Here is a 13,197-nt window from a genome sequence, read left to right on the forward strand (position 1 = left end):
GTCCGAGGGCGGCGCTACGACGTCCGTCCCTACGCGGGACCTTCCTTACGCCGGCGCCGTCGCGGCGGCAGTCGATTCGGCCGTTGAGTGGGCCGGAGCTGCCTCGCGGTCGGGCGCGAGCGGGTCGGTCACCGTGCCGGTCTCTTCATCGAACAGCCCCTGCGCCAGCCTGGTCACCGCTGCGGGGACCGGCGGCGCCAGGTCGGCCACGGCGCGGAGACCGGACAGGACGTCGTCGGGTCGTACGGCAGGCGTCACGTGCCGAACAACCAGCCGCAGTATCGCACAGGGCTGGTCGGTCGGCCTATCAGCCTGCGAACTGTGCGTTTCCGAGAGGTCGCGGCACTCCAGGCTCACGACGGCGGAGCGGGCGTCGAAAGTGCGGACGCCGTTCTTGGCGAGGCGCTGGACCTCGACCGACTCGGCCGCGTTGAAGGCGTCCACCGCTCGGCGGGCCTCCTCCTGCGACACGCCGTCCAGCCGCAGCTCCCAGACGGAAGCGGTCAGCCGGTCGGCGAGGCCCGAGGTGCGGGCCTCGACCGCCTCGACGATGTCCAGCCCGGTGGGCAGCGACTCGTCGAGGAGGTTCCTGAGCTGCTCCGGGTCGCGCGGCGCGGTGAGCGCGATCTCCAGGTACTCCGCCTCACTGCCCGTGCCGGTGGGTGCGGCATTGGCGTACGACACCTTCGGGTGCGGTGTGAAGCCCGCCGAGTAGGCCATCGGCACCTCGGCACGGCGCAACGCACGCTCGAAGGCGCGCTGGAAGTCACGGTGGCTGGTGAACCGGAGGCGGCCGCGCTTGGTGTAGCGCAGTCGGATGCGCTGCACCGCGGGTGCGGGCGGCGGGCCTTCGGGCTGTCGCTTGCCCAGTGTCGTTCAGTCCTTCGTGAGAGCGGTCGTACTGCTACCAAGAGTACGTGCCTCGCGGCCGGAAGGTTCCCTCCGGTCGAGCGGCCGCGGCTGCCCGGGCCCTCCGAAGAGCATCCGCCGGAAGTCGGCACGCGCCTGCCGTACGGTCTCCCGGGCGGTGGCCAGGGCCTGCCGGGTGGCCCGTCCCACGCTGCGGGCGGCCTCGGCGGCGGGCCGCAGGACGGTGTCCCGGACGACGTGTCCGACGGGCGTGAGCACGCTGCGGTACACCCACCGCACCGGCTCGACGAAGATCCACCGGAAGAGGGTGCCGAGGAACCGCCCGACGGCGAGCGAGATGTGCCCGGCGATCCGCCAGGCGTGCCCGAGGGCGTCCAGGACCTCCCGTCCGACGACGGCCAGGACGCGCCCGACCGGCGTCAGGACCCAGCGCCAGAGGGCGAGGGCGGGCAGGACGAGCAGGATCCTGGCGATCCAGTACAGAGCCGTGCCGATGCCGGTGACGACCGTGCTCACCAGCCACATGAGCCCCTCACCGCACCAGACGAGAGCCCGGCCGACGGGCGCGAGCACCCACGTGTACAGCCACACGGCGGGCACCACGACGAGGTACCTCGCGAGCCACGCCACGGCCGTGTACACGCCGGTCCCGAGCGCGGCGAGCACGGCGCCGAGCCCCCTCAGCACCCACATCACGGCGTGCCCGACGGGCGTAAGCGCGTACGAGTACACCCAGCCGAGGGCGGCACCGGTCCCCCGCCCCACCCAGGCGATCGCGTGCCCCACCGGCGTGAGCACGTACCGGTACAGCCACACCGCGGGCACCACGACGAGGACGTACCCCAGCCACCCGAGGGCCTTGCCCACCGGAACGACCACGTACCGCCACAGCCCCACGAACGGCCAGACGAACACCGCCCGCCCGAGCCACAGCAGCGCCCGCCCGAGCGGCCGGAACAGCGCGTCGTTCAGGAACCGCCCGGCCACGACCAGCGCGTCCCACACCATCCGCACCGGGACGACCAGCACGAGCACCACGATCCGCACCGGGACCCGGATCGCGACGGCGAGACACCCCTCGGGCACCTCCGGCTCCCGCAGGACGGGCGCTCCGGCCGGCGGCTTGCGCAGATCGACCCGCGGCTCGGCACCCTCGCGGGACGGTTTCTCCAGATCCATACCGACGTAGACGCCTCAGCGCCCCGTCCGGATCCAGTCCCGCCCGTGACATCGGCAGGTCCCCTTGCACTCCGAGCGCGGGCGTCCCCGGGCCCCGATGTGCACACCATGGCACCGTGGGCAGAAGACACGCCAAGAGCGGCACCAGGGAGGACGACAGTGGACTGGCGCGTGTTCGCGCGGAAGATGGCTTCCTTGGCCCGTGACCTGCTCGCACAGGACACGGTCGACGCCACCCTCGCCCGCATCACCGCCTCGGCCGTCGAACTCGTACCGGGATGCGACGCGTCCGGCATCCTCCTGCTGCACGGCAAACGGGTGGAGACCGTCGCCCCGACCCACGACCTGGTCATCGAGAGCGACCGGCTCCAGGAACGCCTCGGACAGGGCCCCTGCTTCGACGCGGCACGCGGCGACACCGGGGAGCGCGTCTTCCGCATCGCCGACTTCACCCGGGAACAACCGCGCTGGCCCGCCTACGCCTCCCGGGCCCGCGACCTCGGGGTGGGCAGCATGATGGGCTTCCTGCTGTTCACCGAGGACGAGGACCTCGGCGCGCTCGACCTCTACTCCCGCCACCCCGGCTCCTTCACCGAGGACAGCGAGACCGCCGGCTGGCTGCTGGCCTCGCACGCGGCCGTCGCCTTCTCCAGCGCCCGCAGCCAGGCCCAGATGGAGCAGGCCGTCGCCACCCGGCACGTCATCGGAGAGGCCATGGGCATCCTCATGGGCAGCCACCGCCTCACCGAGGACCAGGCCTTCGACGTGCTGCGCCGCTTCTCCCAGGAGCACAACGTCAAGCTCCGCGAGGTCGCCCGGCGGGTCTGCGAACACGGACGCCTCGGCTGACCACGCCCCCACAGCGGCTCCCCCAGCACACATTCCGAACTGGGGGAACCTGGCCGGGCCGGCCCCCCGGGGGGAGCGCAACCGAACCGGCCTCTTCAGCGGGTCCCCCCGGGGACCCGCCTCTCACCTCTCGGTCCGCCGCACATTCGGCACGCCGCTATCGGGCGACCACCGAGCCGTCGTAGACGTTCTCCGGAGTGGCGACCGCCGTGACCGCCCGGGCGAGGAGCGTGGACGGCTCCTGCCCCTGGACCACGGCATCCGTGTTGATCATGATCACCAGCGTGGCCTTCCGCTCGGGCAGCTGGACGGTCACCGTCTCGTAGCCCGGGATCGAGCCGTTGTGCCCGATCCATCCGTTGGTCTCGAAGATGCCCAGGCCGTAGCTCGTGCCGGGGTGTCCGGTCGGCAGTGTCCGGAGCCGCTGCGCCTGGGTCTCGGGGCTGAGCAGCCTCCCGGTGGCGAGGATCCCGGCCCAGCGACGCAGGTCGTGCAGGTTCGAGATCATCGCACCGGCGGCCCAGGCCCAGCTGGGGTTCCAGTCGGTGGCGTCCACGATCTCGCCGCTCGGACTCTGGTCGGTGTAGCCGCGCGGGTGCGGTTCGGGGAACTCGTCGCCCCGCGGGAACAGGGTGTGGTGCAGGCCGGCCGGGTGGAGCACCCGCTCGTGGATGAAGTCGGCGAGCCGCTGACCGCTGACCTTCTCGATCACCAGGCCGAGCAGGACGAGGTTGCTGTTCGAGTACTGGAACTCCTCGCCGGGCGCGAAGGTGTTCGGATGCCGGAAGCCGTAGGCGAGCACCTCGCGCGGGGAGAAGTGACGCCACGGCTCACTCAGCAGCGTGTGGTCGAACTCGGGGTCGGAGGTGTACGGGAACAGGCCGCTGCGCATCTCGGCGAGGTGACGCAGGGTGATCCGGTGGCCGTCGGGCACGCCCTTGACGTACCGGGAGATCGGGTCGTCGAGCCCGATCAGACCGTCGTCCACGAGTTCGAGCAGGGCGGTGACGGTGAAGGTCTTGGTCTCGCTGCCGATCCGGACGGAGGAGTCGACGGACATCGGCTCGCGGGTGACGGTGTCGGCCACACCGGTCGCGCGGACGTAGCAGCCCTTGCCGTGCATCCACAGCCCGACGACGGCGCCGGGGATGCCGGCCTGCTCGCGGACGTCCTCGACGGTCCTGTCCAGCCGGGCGGTGAGCGCGGCGTCGAGCCCGCCGTGCGGGCAGTGGTCCCGGTCGTGCCGGGCGACGCCGGCGGTGGCGGAGGCGGCGGGGGCGGCCGTGGCGGGCATCGCCGCCATCGGGGCCGGCACGGACGCCACGAGCAGCGCTGCGGCGAGCACACGGCGGGAGGGAGTACGGCGCATGGGAGGCCTCTTCCGGAGGGTGAGCTGATGGTAGGAAGATCACCACCCGGCCCCGGGGCGGAGCCCCCTTCCGGACCCGCCCGCCGAGGAGTCCACTCGTTCGGAGGCAGCACCGAGCCCCCCTCCGCGGCGGAGGGGGGCTCGGATGAAGGTCACCTCAGTGGGCGTGCCCGCTCGGCGCCGGCGCCGCGTTCTTGACCGTCAGGGGCAGGAGCTTCTTGCCCGTCGGGCCGATCTGGATGTGGGTGTCCATCTGCGGGCACACCCCGCAGTCGAAGCACGGCGTCCAGCGGCAGTCCTCGACCTCCGTCTCGTCGAGGGCGTCCTGCCAGTCCTCCCAGAGCCAGTCCTTGTCGAGGCCCGAGTCGAGGTGGTCCCAGGGGAGGACCTCCTCGTAGGTGCGCTCGCGGGTGGTGTACCAGTCGACGTCCACGCCGAACGGCTCCAGGGCCTTGTCCGCGCAGGCCATCCAGCGGTCGTACGAGAAGTGCTCACGCCAGCCGTCGAAACGGCCACCGTCGTCGTAGACCGCGCGGATGACCGCGCCGATGCGGCGGTCGCCACGGGAGAGCAGGCCCTCGACGATGCCGGGCTTGCCGTCGTGGTAGCGGAAGCCGATCGAGCGGCCGTACTTCTTGTCGCCGCGGATCTTGTCCCGCAGCTTCTGCAGCCGGGCGTCCGTCTCCTCGGCGGAGAGCTGCGGGGCCCACTGGAAGGGCGTGTGCGGCTTGGGGACGAAGCCGCCGATCGAGACCGTGCAGCGGATGTCGTTGGACTTCGACACCTCGCGGCCCTTGGCGATGACCTTCGTCGCCATGTCGGCGATCTGGAGGACGTCGTCGTCGGTCTCCGTCGGCAGGCCGCACATGAAGTACAGCTTCACCTGGCGCCAGCCGTTGCCGTACGCCGTCGCGACCGTGCGGATCAGGTCCTCTTCCGAGACCATCTTGTTGATGACCTTGCGGATGCGCTCCGAGCCGCCCTCGGGGGCGAAGGTGAGGCCCGAGCGGCGGCCGTTGCGGGTCAGCTCGTTGGCCAGGTCGATGTTGAAGGCGTCCACGCGGGTCGACGGCAGCGACAGGCCGATCTTGTCGTCCTCGTAGCGGTCCGCGAGGCCCTTGGCGATGTCGCCGATCTCGCTGTGGTCCGCGGACGACAGCGACAGCAGGCCGACCTCCTCGAAGCCGGTCGCCTTCAGGCCCTGCTCGACCATGTCGCCGATGCCCGTGATGGAGCGCTCGCGGACCGGGCGGGTGATCATGCCGGCCTGGCAGAAGCGGCAGCCGCGCGTGCAGCCGCGGAAGATCTCCACCGACATGCGCTCGTGGACCGTCTCGGCGAGCGGGACGAGGGGCTGCTTGGGGTAGGGCCACTCGTCCAGATCCATGACCGTGTGCTTGGACACGCGCCACGGCACGCCGCTGCGCTTGGGCACGACACGGGCGATCCGGCCGTCCGGCAGGTACTCGACGTCGTAGAAGCCGGGCACGTACACGCCGCCCGTCTTCGCCAGGCGGAACAGCAGCTCCTCGCGGCCGCCGGGGCGGCCCTCCGCCTTCCAGGCGCGGATGATCGCGGTGATCTCCAGGACGGCCTGCTCGCCGTCGCCGATCACGGCGCAGTCGATGAAGTCCGCGATCGGTTCGGGGTTGAACGCGGCGTGGCCGCCGGCCAGGACGATCGGGTCGTCCAGGCCGCGGTCCTTGGACTCCAGCGGGATGCCGGACAGGTCCAGGGCGGCGAGCATGTTCGTGTAGCCGAGCTCCGTGGAGAAGGAGAGTCCGAGCACGTCGAACGCCTTCACCGGCCGGTGGCTGTCGACCGTGAACTGCGGGACGCCGTGCTCCCGCATCAGCTCCTCCAGGTCCGGCCACACGCTGTAGGTGCGCTCGGCGAGGACGCCCTGCTGTTCGTTCAGTACCTCGTAGAGGATCATGACGCCCTGGTTGGGCAGACCGACCTCGTACGCGTCCGGGTACATGAGGGCCCAGCGGACATCGCAGGAATCCCAGTCCTTGACCGTGGAGTTGAGCTCTCCGCCGACGTACTGGATCGGCTTCTGCACATGCGGGAGCAGAGCTTCGAGCTGCGGGAACACAGACTCGGCGGCTTCGGCAGGCATCTCACGGAACCTTCGTGTGCTGGCAGGGGTGACCATCCAGACTAACGCGCCCGCGGCACCCCTCCGTACGCCCCGGGGATCACAGGGCCTTCGCCCTGCTCCTGATCCCGTCCCAGAACCCGGGCAGCTCGGCCTCCACGCGCACGGCCCGCTGCTCCTCGCGCTCGTGGAGCAGGCCGTAGGTGAAGGCGCTCTCCCCCGCCGCGTGGGCGACGGCGGACAGCTCGCGCAGGGCCTGGCGGGCCATGACGCTGTCCTGGTGCTCGCCCAGCAGGTTCTGCAGCGCCTTCATGGACTTGACCATGGTCTTGGCCGGCTTGCCGAGGGCGGGGGCGGCGGCCTCGGCGGCGTAGCGGGTGCGCTTGGCCTTCTTGCGGGCCTCGTGCAGGGCGACGTCCCGGTCGGTGCCGGGTTCGAGTTCCAGGGCCCGCTCGACGAGCCCGGAGACCTTGCGGAAGTCCTTCCGCACGGCCTTGGTGATCGTCTTGCCGGGTTTCCTGCCGGCCGCCTTCCGCAGCGGCGGGTGGGCGATCAGCGCGTCCAGGGTGTCGAGCAGGGCGAGGTGGCGGCGGGAGTCGAGGACGCCGACGAGCCGGCCGCTTGCCCCGCCGTGCTCGGCGCCGGCCCAGGTGCGCAGCCGCTCTTCGACCGGGCCGCGGACCAGGGGGGCGGGCACCTCGCCGAGGGCCGACGTCAGCCGCTCGGTCAGCACCTCGCGGTCGCGGTCCAGGCCCAGCTCGCCGGCCAGCCACTTCAGCTCGTCGGCGACCGGGTCGGTGACGGTCCGGTCGAGGACCTCGCCGAACGACTTGAGGGTGCTGCGCAGCCGGCGGGTGGCCACCCGCATGCGGTGCACGGAGTCCTCGGTGTCGCGGCGGACGGCCGGGTCGAGTTCGACGATGGCGTCCCGCTGTGCGCGCAGGTAGGCGAGCACGTGGTCTCCGGCGGTCACCGGCTTCCCCGCGGTCGCGGCCGCGCGTCGCTTTCCGGGCGCGGTCTCCGCGAGGGCGCGTGCGAGCTTGGACGGCGACTTCGACGGCCGTACGCCCGCCTTGCGCAGCCGTTTGTCCACCTGGTCGAGGAAGGCCGGGTCGCCCCCGTCGGCGAGTTCCACCTCGATCTCGGTCCACTGCGCCTCGCCGCCGGTCGTGAGCCGCGCGGCGTGCACGGCGTCGACGCTGACCTCGGCGAGCAGCCGGCCGTCGGCGTCGACGAGGTGGCGTACGTCCCGCTCGGAGCGGAGCCGGACCAGGGGCAGCAGCTCGCTGTCGCGGACCCGGGAGCGGACCAGTCCGGCGAGGTCGTCGGGCAGGGTGTCGGACAGCGGGGCGTGGATCTCGTCGCGGACGCCCGGGGCGACCGGGAACTTCAGATGCCAGCCCGCGTCGGAGCCGCCGGTGCGGCGGCGCAGGGTGACGGAGGAGGCGGCGAGGCGTTCGTCGGCGGTGTCGTAGTAGGTGGCGTCGAGGTGGGCGACGCCCTTGTCGACGACGTCCGCGACCCCGGCGACACCGGTCAGGTCCGGAAGCCCGCTGTCGTTCGACTCGTACTTCCGCTCGATCTCACGCTTGGTGTCCGCCATGAGCCGAATCTAGTCGGCCGGAAGGCGGGGCGGCAGGGGGCCGCCCCGCCCGATGTTCACGCCGACATCGGTCTCTGCACCCGGATCGACTGCAGCAGCCCGACCGCTATCCACACGGCGAACATCGATGAACCGCCGTAGGACACGAACGGCAGCGGCAGGCCGGTGACCGGCATGATGCCGAGGGTCATGCCGATGTTCTCGAACGTCTGGAAGGCGAACCAGGCGACGATGCCGGCGGCCACGATCGTGCCGTACAGGTCGCTGGTCTCCCGGGCGATCCGGCAGGCCCGCCACAGGACGATGCCGAGCAGCAGGATGATCAGGCCGCCGCCGAGGAAGCCCAGTTCCTCCCCCGCCACGGTGAAGACGAAGTCCGTCTGCTGCTCGGGGACGAACTGGCCGGTGGTCTGCGAGCCGTGGAAGAGGCCGGCGCCGGTCAGTCCGCCGGAGCCGATGGCGATGCGGGCCTGGTTGGTGTTGTAGCCGACGCCCGCCGGGTCCAGCTCGGGGTTGGCGAAGGCGGCGAAGCGGGCGATCTGGTAGTCGTCGAGCACTCCGAGCTGCCAGACGGTGATCGCGCCGGCGGCGCCCGCGCCGAGCAGGCCGAACACCCACCGGTTGGTGGCGCCGGAGGCGAGCAGGACGCCGAGCACGATGATGACCATGACCATGACCGACCCGAGGTCGGGCATGAGCATCACGATCAGCATGGGCACGGCGGCCAGGCCCAGGGCCTGCACGACCGTGCGGTGGTCGGGGTACTGCTTGTCCCCCGCGTCGACCCGGGCCGCCAGCAGCATCGCCATGCCCAGGATGATCGTGACCTTCACGAACTCCGAGGGCTGGAGGGAGAAGCCGCCCGGGAGCTTGATCCAGGAGTGGGCGCCGTTGATGGTGGAGCCGAGTGGTGTGAGCACCAGCAGGATCAGCAGGACCGAGACGCCGTAGAGGATCGGCACGGCCGTGCGCAGGGCGCGGTGGCCGAGCCAGATCGTGCCGGCCATCAGGGCGAGGCCGATGCCGGTGTTCAGCAGGTGCCGGACGAGGAAGTAGTACGGGTCGCCCTGGTTGAGCTCCGTGCGGTTGCGGGTCGCCGAGTAGACGAGGAGCGTGCCGAGCAGCGACAGGGCCATAGCCGACAGCAGTATCGGCCAGTCGAGCCGCCGCGTGACCGAGTCGCGGGCGAGGAGCCGCATCCAGCCGGTGCGCTCGGGCCCGTAGCCGGAGACCTGGAAGCTGTTCACACCGCCGGTCATGTCGGCAACCTCCGGCTTCCCCGCCGGCGCCGTCGCCTTCGGGTGTCACGGTTCTCCGGGGTCGGCGGGGGTGCCGTGGCCGGCTGGAGCGGGTCGGCCGGGGCGTTCGGGTCCTTCTTCTTCGCCTGCTGGTCCTTGGCGGGGTCCTTGGAGATCTTCGGGGAGGCGATGGTGCCGTCCGTCTTGACCTTCGGCAGGGCCTTCTCCGGAGCGGGCAGCAGCGCCTTCTTCGGGTCGATGTCGCCGTCCTCGGAGACGCCGTACAGCGCGTTGTAGATGTTGCGGACGGCGGGGCCCGAGGCGCCGGAGCCCGTACCGCCCTGGGAGATCGTCATGACGATCGAGTAGTCCTTGGTGTACGTGGCGAACCAGGAGGTCGTCTGCTTGCCGTAGACCTCGGCGGTACCCGTCTTGGCGTGCATCGGGATCTTGTCCTGCGGCCAGCCGCCGAACCTCCAGGCGGCCGTACCGCGGGTGGCGACTCCCGCGAGGGCATCGCTTATCTCGTTGCGCGTCTTCTGGCTCATCGGCAGCTTGCCGTGCGCCTGGGGCTTGATGGGCGTGACGGTCTTGCCGTCGGCGCTGATGACGGCCTTGCCGACCGAGGGGGTGTACATCGTGCCGCCGTTGGAGATGGCGGAGTAGATGGTGGCCATCTGGATGGGCGTGACGAGTGTGTCGCCCTGGCCGATGGAGTAGTTGACGGAGTCACCGGCGCGCATGCGGTTGCCTTCGAGGCAGTTCTCGTAGGCGATCTTCTCGGCGTAGCTGCCGTTGCGCTTGCCGGTGCGGCACCAGGCGTCCTTGTTGGCCTTCCAGTAGTCCAGCTTCCACTTGCGGTCGGGGACGCGGCCGGTGACCTCGTTGGGCAGGTCGATGCCGGTCTCCTTGCCGAGGCCGAACTGGTGGGCGGTCTTGTAGAACCAGTCGTTGGCGTTCTTCTTCGGCTTGGTGCCGCCGTCCCTCTTCCACTCCTCGTGGGAGAGGCGGTAGAAGACCGTGTCGCAGGAGACCTCCAGGGCGCGGCCGAGACTGATCGGGCCGTAGCCCTTGGACTCGAAGTTCTTGAAGACCTGGCCGCCGATGGAGTACGAGCTTGAGCACTGGTAGGGGCCGTCGAAGGAGTAGCCCGCGTTGACCGCGGCGGCCGTCGGGATGACCTTGAAGATGGAGCCGGGTGCCGACTGGCCCTGGATCGCGCGGTTGAGCAGCGGGTAGTTGGACTTCTTGCCCGTGAGCCGCGCGTAGTCCTTGGCGGAGATGCCGCCCACCCAGGCGTTCGGGTCGTACGTCGGGTTCGAGGCCATGGCGACGACGCGGCCCGTCTTGGCCTCCATGACGACGACGGCGCCGGAGTCCGCCTTGTAGTTGGTGCCGGTGTTCCGGTCGTGCTGCTTGCGGGCTTCCTTCATGGCCTCGTTCAGCTGGTACTCGGCGATCCGCTGGACGCGGGCGTCGATGCTGGTGACGAGGTTGTCGCCGGGGTGGGCCGGGTCGGCCTCGGCCTGGCCGATGACACGGCCGAGGTTGTCGACCTCGTAGCGCGTGACGCCGGCCTTGCCGCGCAGCTGCTTGTCGTACTGGCGCTCAAGGCCGGAGCGGCCTACCTGGTCCGAGCGCAGGTACGGCGAGTTGGTGTTCTGCGCCTGCTTGATCTCCTCGTCGGTGACCGGCGAGAGGTAGCCGAGGACCTGGGCGGTGTTGGCCTTGCCCGGGCTCGGGTAGCGGCGTACGGCCTCCGGCTCGGCGGTGATGCCGGGGAAGTCCTCGGCGCGCTCGCGGATCTGCAGGGCCTGCTTGGGGGTGGCCTCGTCGGTGATGGGGATGGGCTGGTAGGGCGAGCCGTTCCAGCAGGGCTGGGGCGTCTCGGCGTCGCACAGCCGGACCTTCTCCATGACCTCCTTGGGGGTCATGCCCAGGACCGCGGCGAGCTTGGTGAGGACGTCCTTGCCGTCGTCCGGCATCTTCAGCAGGTCGGTGCGGGACGCGGAGACGACCAGCCGGGTCTCGTTGTCGGCGAGGGCCACTCCCCGCGCGTCCAGGATCGAGCCGCGGACGGCCGGCTGGACGACCTGCTGGACGTGGTTCCCCGACGCTTCCTTGGCGTACGCGGCGCCCTCACGGATCTGCAGGTACCACAGGCGTCCGCCCAGGGTGAGGAGCAGGGAGAGGACGAGGACCTGGATGACGACGAGCCGGATCTGGACCCGTGGGTTCCGGCCGGTCTCGGGAATGTTGGTCACTGCGGCTGCCTCCCCCTCTCAGTGCGCGTTCGGATGAGTGATGACGACGGGTGGTCGACGGGCGGTGACGAGTGGTGAACGGTCGGCCCACGAGCCGGCGTTCCGACCGGACCGCTCCGTTCGGGTGAACTTCGCCGCGTTCACAGCCGCTTGACCCCCTTGATGCGCCCGGCCCGCGCCATCCGGGCCCGGGCCGCCTTCACCCGCAGGCCGTTGCGCTGGCTGCCGATCCTCAGGCCGGTGCCGCCGGAGAGCCAGCCCGAGGAGATGTCCGTGGCCTTGGCGGCGGAGCCCGTCTCGGCGAGCGGATCGTTCTCGGCGCGCCGTGCCAGGGCCATGATCCCCGGCACGACGAACGGGGCGAGCAGCAGGTCGTACAGGGCGGCCGTGAACAGCAGGCTGCCCAGGCCCACATGGCGGGCGGCGGTGTCGCCGACGAGGGCGCCGACACCGGCGTACAGCAGGGTGGAGCCGACCGCGGCGGCGACCACCACGACCATGGGGCCGGTGGCGGACTTCAGCTGGCCCGTCTCCGGCTTGACCAGGCCGGCGAGGTAGCCGATGACGCACAGCACGAGGGCGTACCGCCCGGCGGCGTGGTCGGCGGGCGGGGCCAGGTCGGCGAGCAGGCCCGCGCCGAAGCCGACGAGGGCGCCGCCGACGTGCCCGTAGACCAGCGCGAGGCCGAGGACGGTCAGCAGCATCAGGTCGGGCACCGCGCCCGGGAGATGGAGGCGGGCGAGGACGCTCACCTGGATCACCAGGGCGACGACGACCAGGGCGGACGAGAGCAGGATCCGGTTGACGCGCATGGGGTGACAGCTCCTACTGCTCTTGCTGGTTCTGGCCGTCTGCGGGTGCCTCGGCGGACGGCGTCACGGTCACCGTCACCGTCGGCCTCGGGGTGGGCTTGGGCTTGGGCGGGAGCACCGTGTCGCGCGGGTCCTTCTTCGGGGCGTCGACGACGACACCGACGATGTCGAGCTTGGTGAAGCTCGCGTACGGCGTGACGTACAGCGTGCGGGTCAGGCCGCCGCCGGAGGGGTCGACGCGGGAGACCACGCCGACGGGCACGCCGGGCACGAAGGGCCGGTCGGCCTGCGAGCCGAAGGTGACGAGGCGGTCGCCCTTCTTCACCTCGGCCTTGCCGTTGAGGAGTTCGACGCGCAGCGGGCGGTCGCCCTGCCCGGAGGCGAAGCCCAGTTCGTCGCTGGACTCCATCCGGGTGCCGACCGTGAAGTCGGGGTCGCTGGCCAGCAGGACCGTCGCGGTGTTGGGCCCCACCGTGGTGACCCGGCCGACCAGCCCGTCCCCGTTCAGGACGGTCATGTCGCGCTTGATGCCGTCGTTGGCGCCGACATCGATCGTGATGGTCCAGGAGAAGCCCTGCGCCGCTCCTATGGCGATGACCTCGGCGCCCTTGATGCCGTACTGGCCCTGCCCGGCGACCTTCAGCATCTTGTCGAGCTGCTTGAGGCGGCTGCGGCTGCGGTCGTCACTGCCGAGCCGCGCCTTCAGGGCCGCGTTCTCCTCCTCCAGCACGGCGAGCCGGTCGTGCCGCTCGCCGGAGTCACGGATGGCGGAGACCGCGTTGCCGACCGGGTCGACCGCGGCCGACACACCGCTCTCGATCGGGCCGAAGACCGTGGCCGCGGCCTGCCGCGCACCGTCGACGGGCGAGTCCTCCCCACCGCGGATGTCCACCGTGATCAACGCGAACGCGA

At 71.1% G+C, this 13,197-nt stretch carries 10 protein-coding genes; 1 reads left to right on the top strand and 9 read right to left on the bottom strand.

The window, feature by feature from the left end:
• Nucleotides 1-45: 45 nt before the first annotated feature.
• A complete protein-coding gene (locus ABZ948_RS33660; RefSeq protein ID WP_359766020.1) occupies nt 46-828 on the bottom strand; it encodes a TIGR03936 family radical SAM-associated protein in 783 nt (260 codons plus the stop codon).
• Between the two features lie 48 nt (nt 829-876).
• Entirely contained in the window at nt 877-2,049 is a 1,173-nt protein-coding gene (locus tag ABZ948_RS33665) for a phage tail tape measure protein (RefSeq protein WP_359766022.1), read from the bottom strand.
• 159 nt (nt 2,050-2,208) lie between these two features.
• Between ABZ948_RS33665 and ABZ948_RS33670 the strand changes: the two genes are divergently transcribed.
• Entirely contained in the window at nt 2,209-2,898 is a 690-nt protein-coding gene (locus tag ABZ948_RS33670) for a GAF and ANTAR domain-containing protein (RefSeq protein WP_359766024.1), read from the top strand.
• 157 nt (nt 2,899-3,055) lie between these two features.
• On the opposite strand, the gene ABZ948_RS33675 is transcribed toward ABZ948_RS33670, so the two are convergent.
• The 7 genes from ABZ948_RS33675 to mreC form a co-directional block, all read right to left on the bottom strand.
• Nucleotides 3,056-4,267, bottom strand: a complete 1,212-nt coding sequence (locus ABZ948_RS33675; RefSeq protein WP_359766026.1) for a serine hydrolase domain-containing protein — start codon at nt 4,265-4,267, stop codon at nt 3,056-3,058.
• A 157-nt stretch (nt 4,268-4,424) separates the two neighbouring features.
• Entirely contained in the window at nt 4,425-6,389 is a 1,965-nt protein-coding gene (locus ABZ948_RS33680; RefSeq protein ID WP_359766028.1) for a TIGR03960 family B12-binding radical SAM protein, read from the bottom strand.
• A 79-nt stretch (nt 6,390-6,468) separates the two neighbouring features.
• The gene (locus tag ABZ948_RS33685; RefSeq protein WP_359766030.1) at nt 6,469-7,971 is read right to left on the bottom strand and encodes a CYTH and CHAD domain-containing protein; all 1,503 of its coding nucleotides are present in this window, start codon (nt 7,969-7,971) and stop codon (nt 6,469-6,471) included.
• 56 nt (nt 7,972-8,027) lie between these two features.
• Nucleotides 8,028-9,230, bottom strand: coding sequence for a rod shape-determining protein RodA (gene rodA / locus ABZ948_RS33690; protein ID WP_359766032.1), 1,203 nt, complete (start codon nt 9,228-9,230; stop codon nt 8,028-8,030).
• A complete protein-coding gene (mrdA, locus tag ABZ948_RS33695; protein ID WP_359766034.1) occupies nt 9,227-11,473 on the bottom strand; it encodes a penicillin-binding protein 2 in 2,247 nt (748 codons plus the stop codon). Before mrdA ends, rodA begins: the two co-directional genes overlap by 4 nt.
• A 140-nt stretch (nt 11,474-11,613) precedes the next feature.
• The gene (mreD, locus tag ABZ948_RS33700) at nt 11,614-12,285 is read right to left on the bottom strand and encodes a rod shape-determining protein MreD (protein WP_359766036.1); all 672 of its coding nucleotides are present in this window, start codon (nt 12,283-12,285) and stop codon (nt 11,614-11,616) included.
• Between the two features lie 13 nt (nt 12,286-12,298).
• A partial coding sequence (gene mreC / locus ABZ948_RS33705) for a rod shape-determining protein MreC (RefSeq protein WP_359766038.1) occupies nt 12,299-13,197 on the bottom strand: 899 nt, incomplete at its 5' end.

The sequence above is a fragment of the Streptomyces olindensis genome (assembly GCF_040645895.1).
GTDB lineage: Bacteria > Actinomycetota > Actinomycetes > Streptomycetales > Streptomycetaceae > Streptomyces > Streptomyces olindensis.

Bases quoted from the DNA above. Each gene is read 5' to 3' on its own strand.
- mreD (WP_359766036.1), bottom strand. From the start codon at position 12,285: ATGCGCGTCAACCGGATCCTGCTCTCGTCCGCCCTGGTCGTCGTCGCC.
- ABZ948_RS33675 (WP_359766026.1), bottom strand. From the start codon at position 4,267: ATGCGCCGTACTCCCTCCCGCCGTGTGCTCGCCGCAGCGCTGCTCGTG.
- ABZ948_RS33680 (WP_359766028.1), bottom strand. From the start codon at position 6,389: ATGCCTGCCGAAGCCGCCGAGTCTGTGTTCCCGCAGCTCGAAGCTCTG.
- rodA (WP_359766032.1), bottom strand. From the start codon at position 9,230: ATGACCGGCGGTGTGAACAGCTTCCAGGTCTCCGGCTACGGGCCCGAG.
- ABZ948_RS33665 (WP_359766022.1), bottom strand. From the start codon at position 2,049: ATGGATCTGGAGAAACCGTCCCGCGAGGGTGCCGAGCCGCGGGTCGAT.
- ABZ948_RS33685 (WP_359766030.1), bottom strand. From the start codon at position 7,971: ATGGCGGACACCAAGCGTGAGATCGAGCGGAAGTACGAGTCGAACGAC.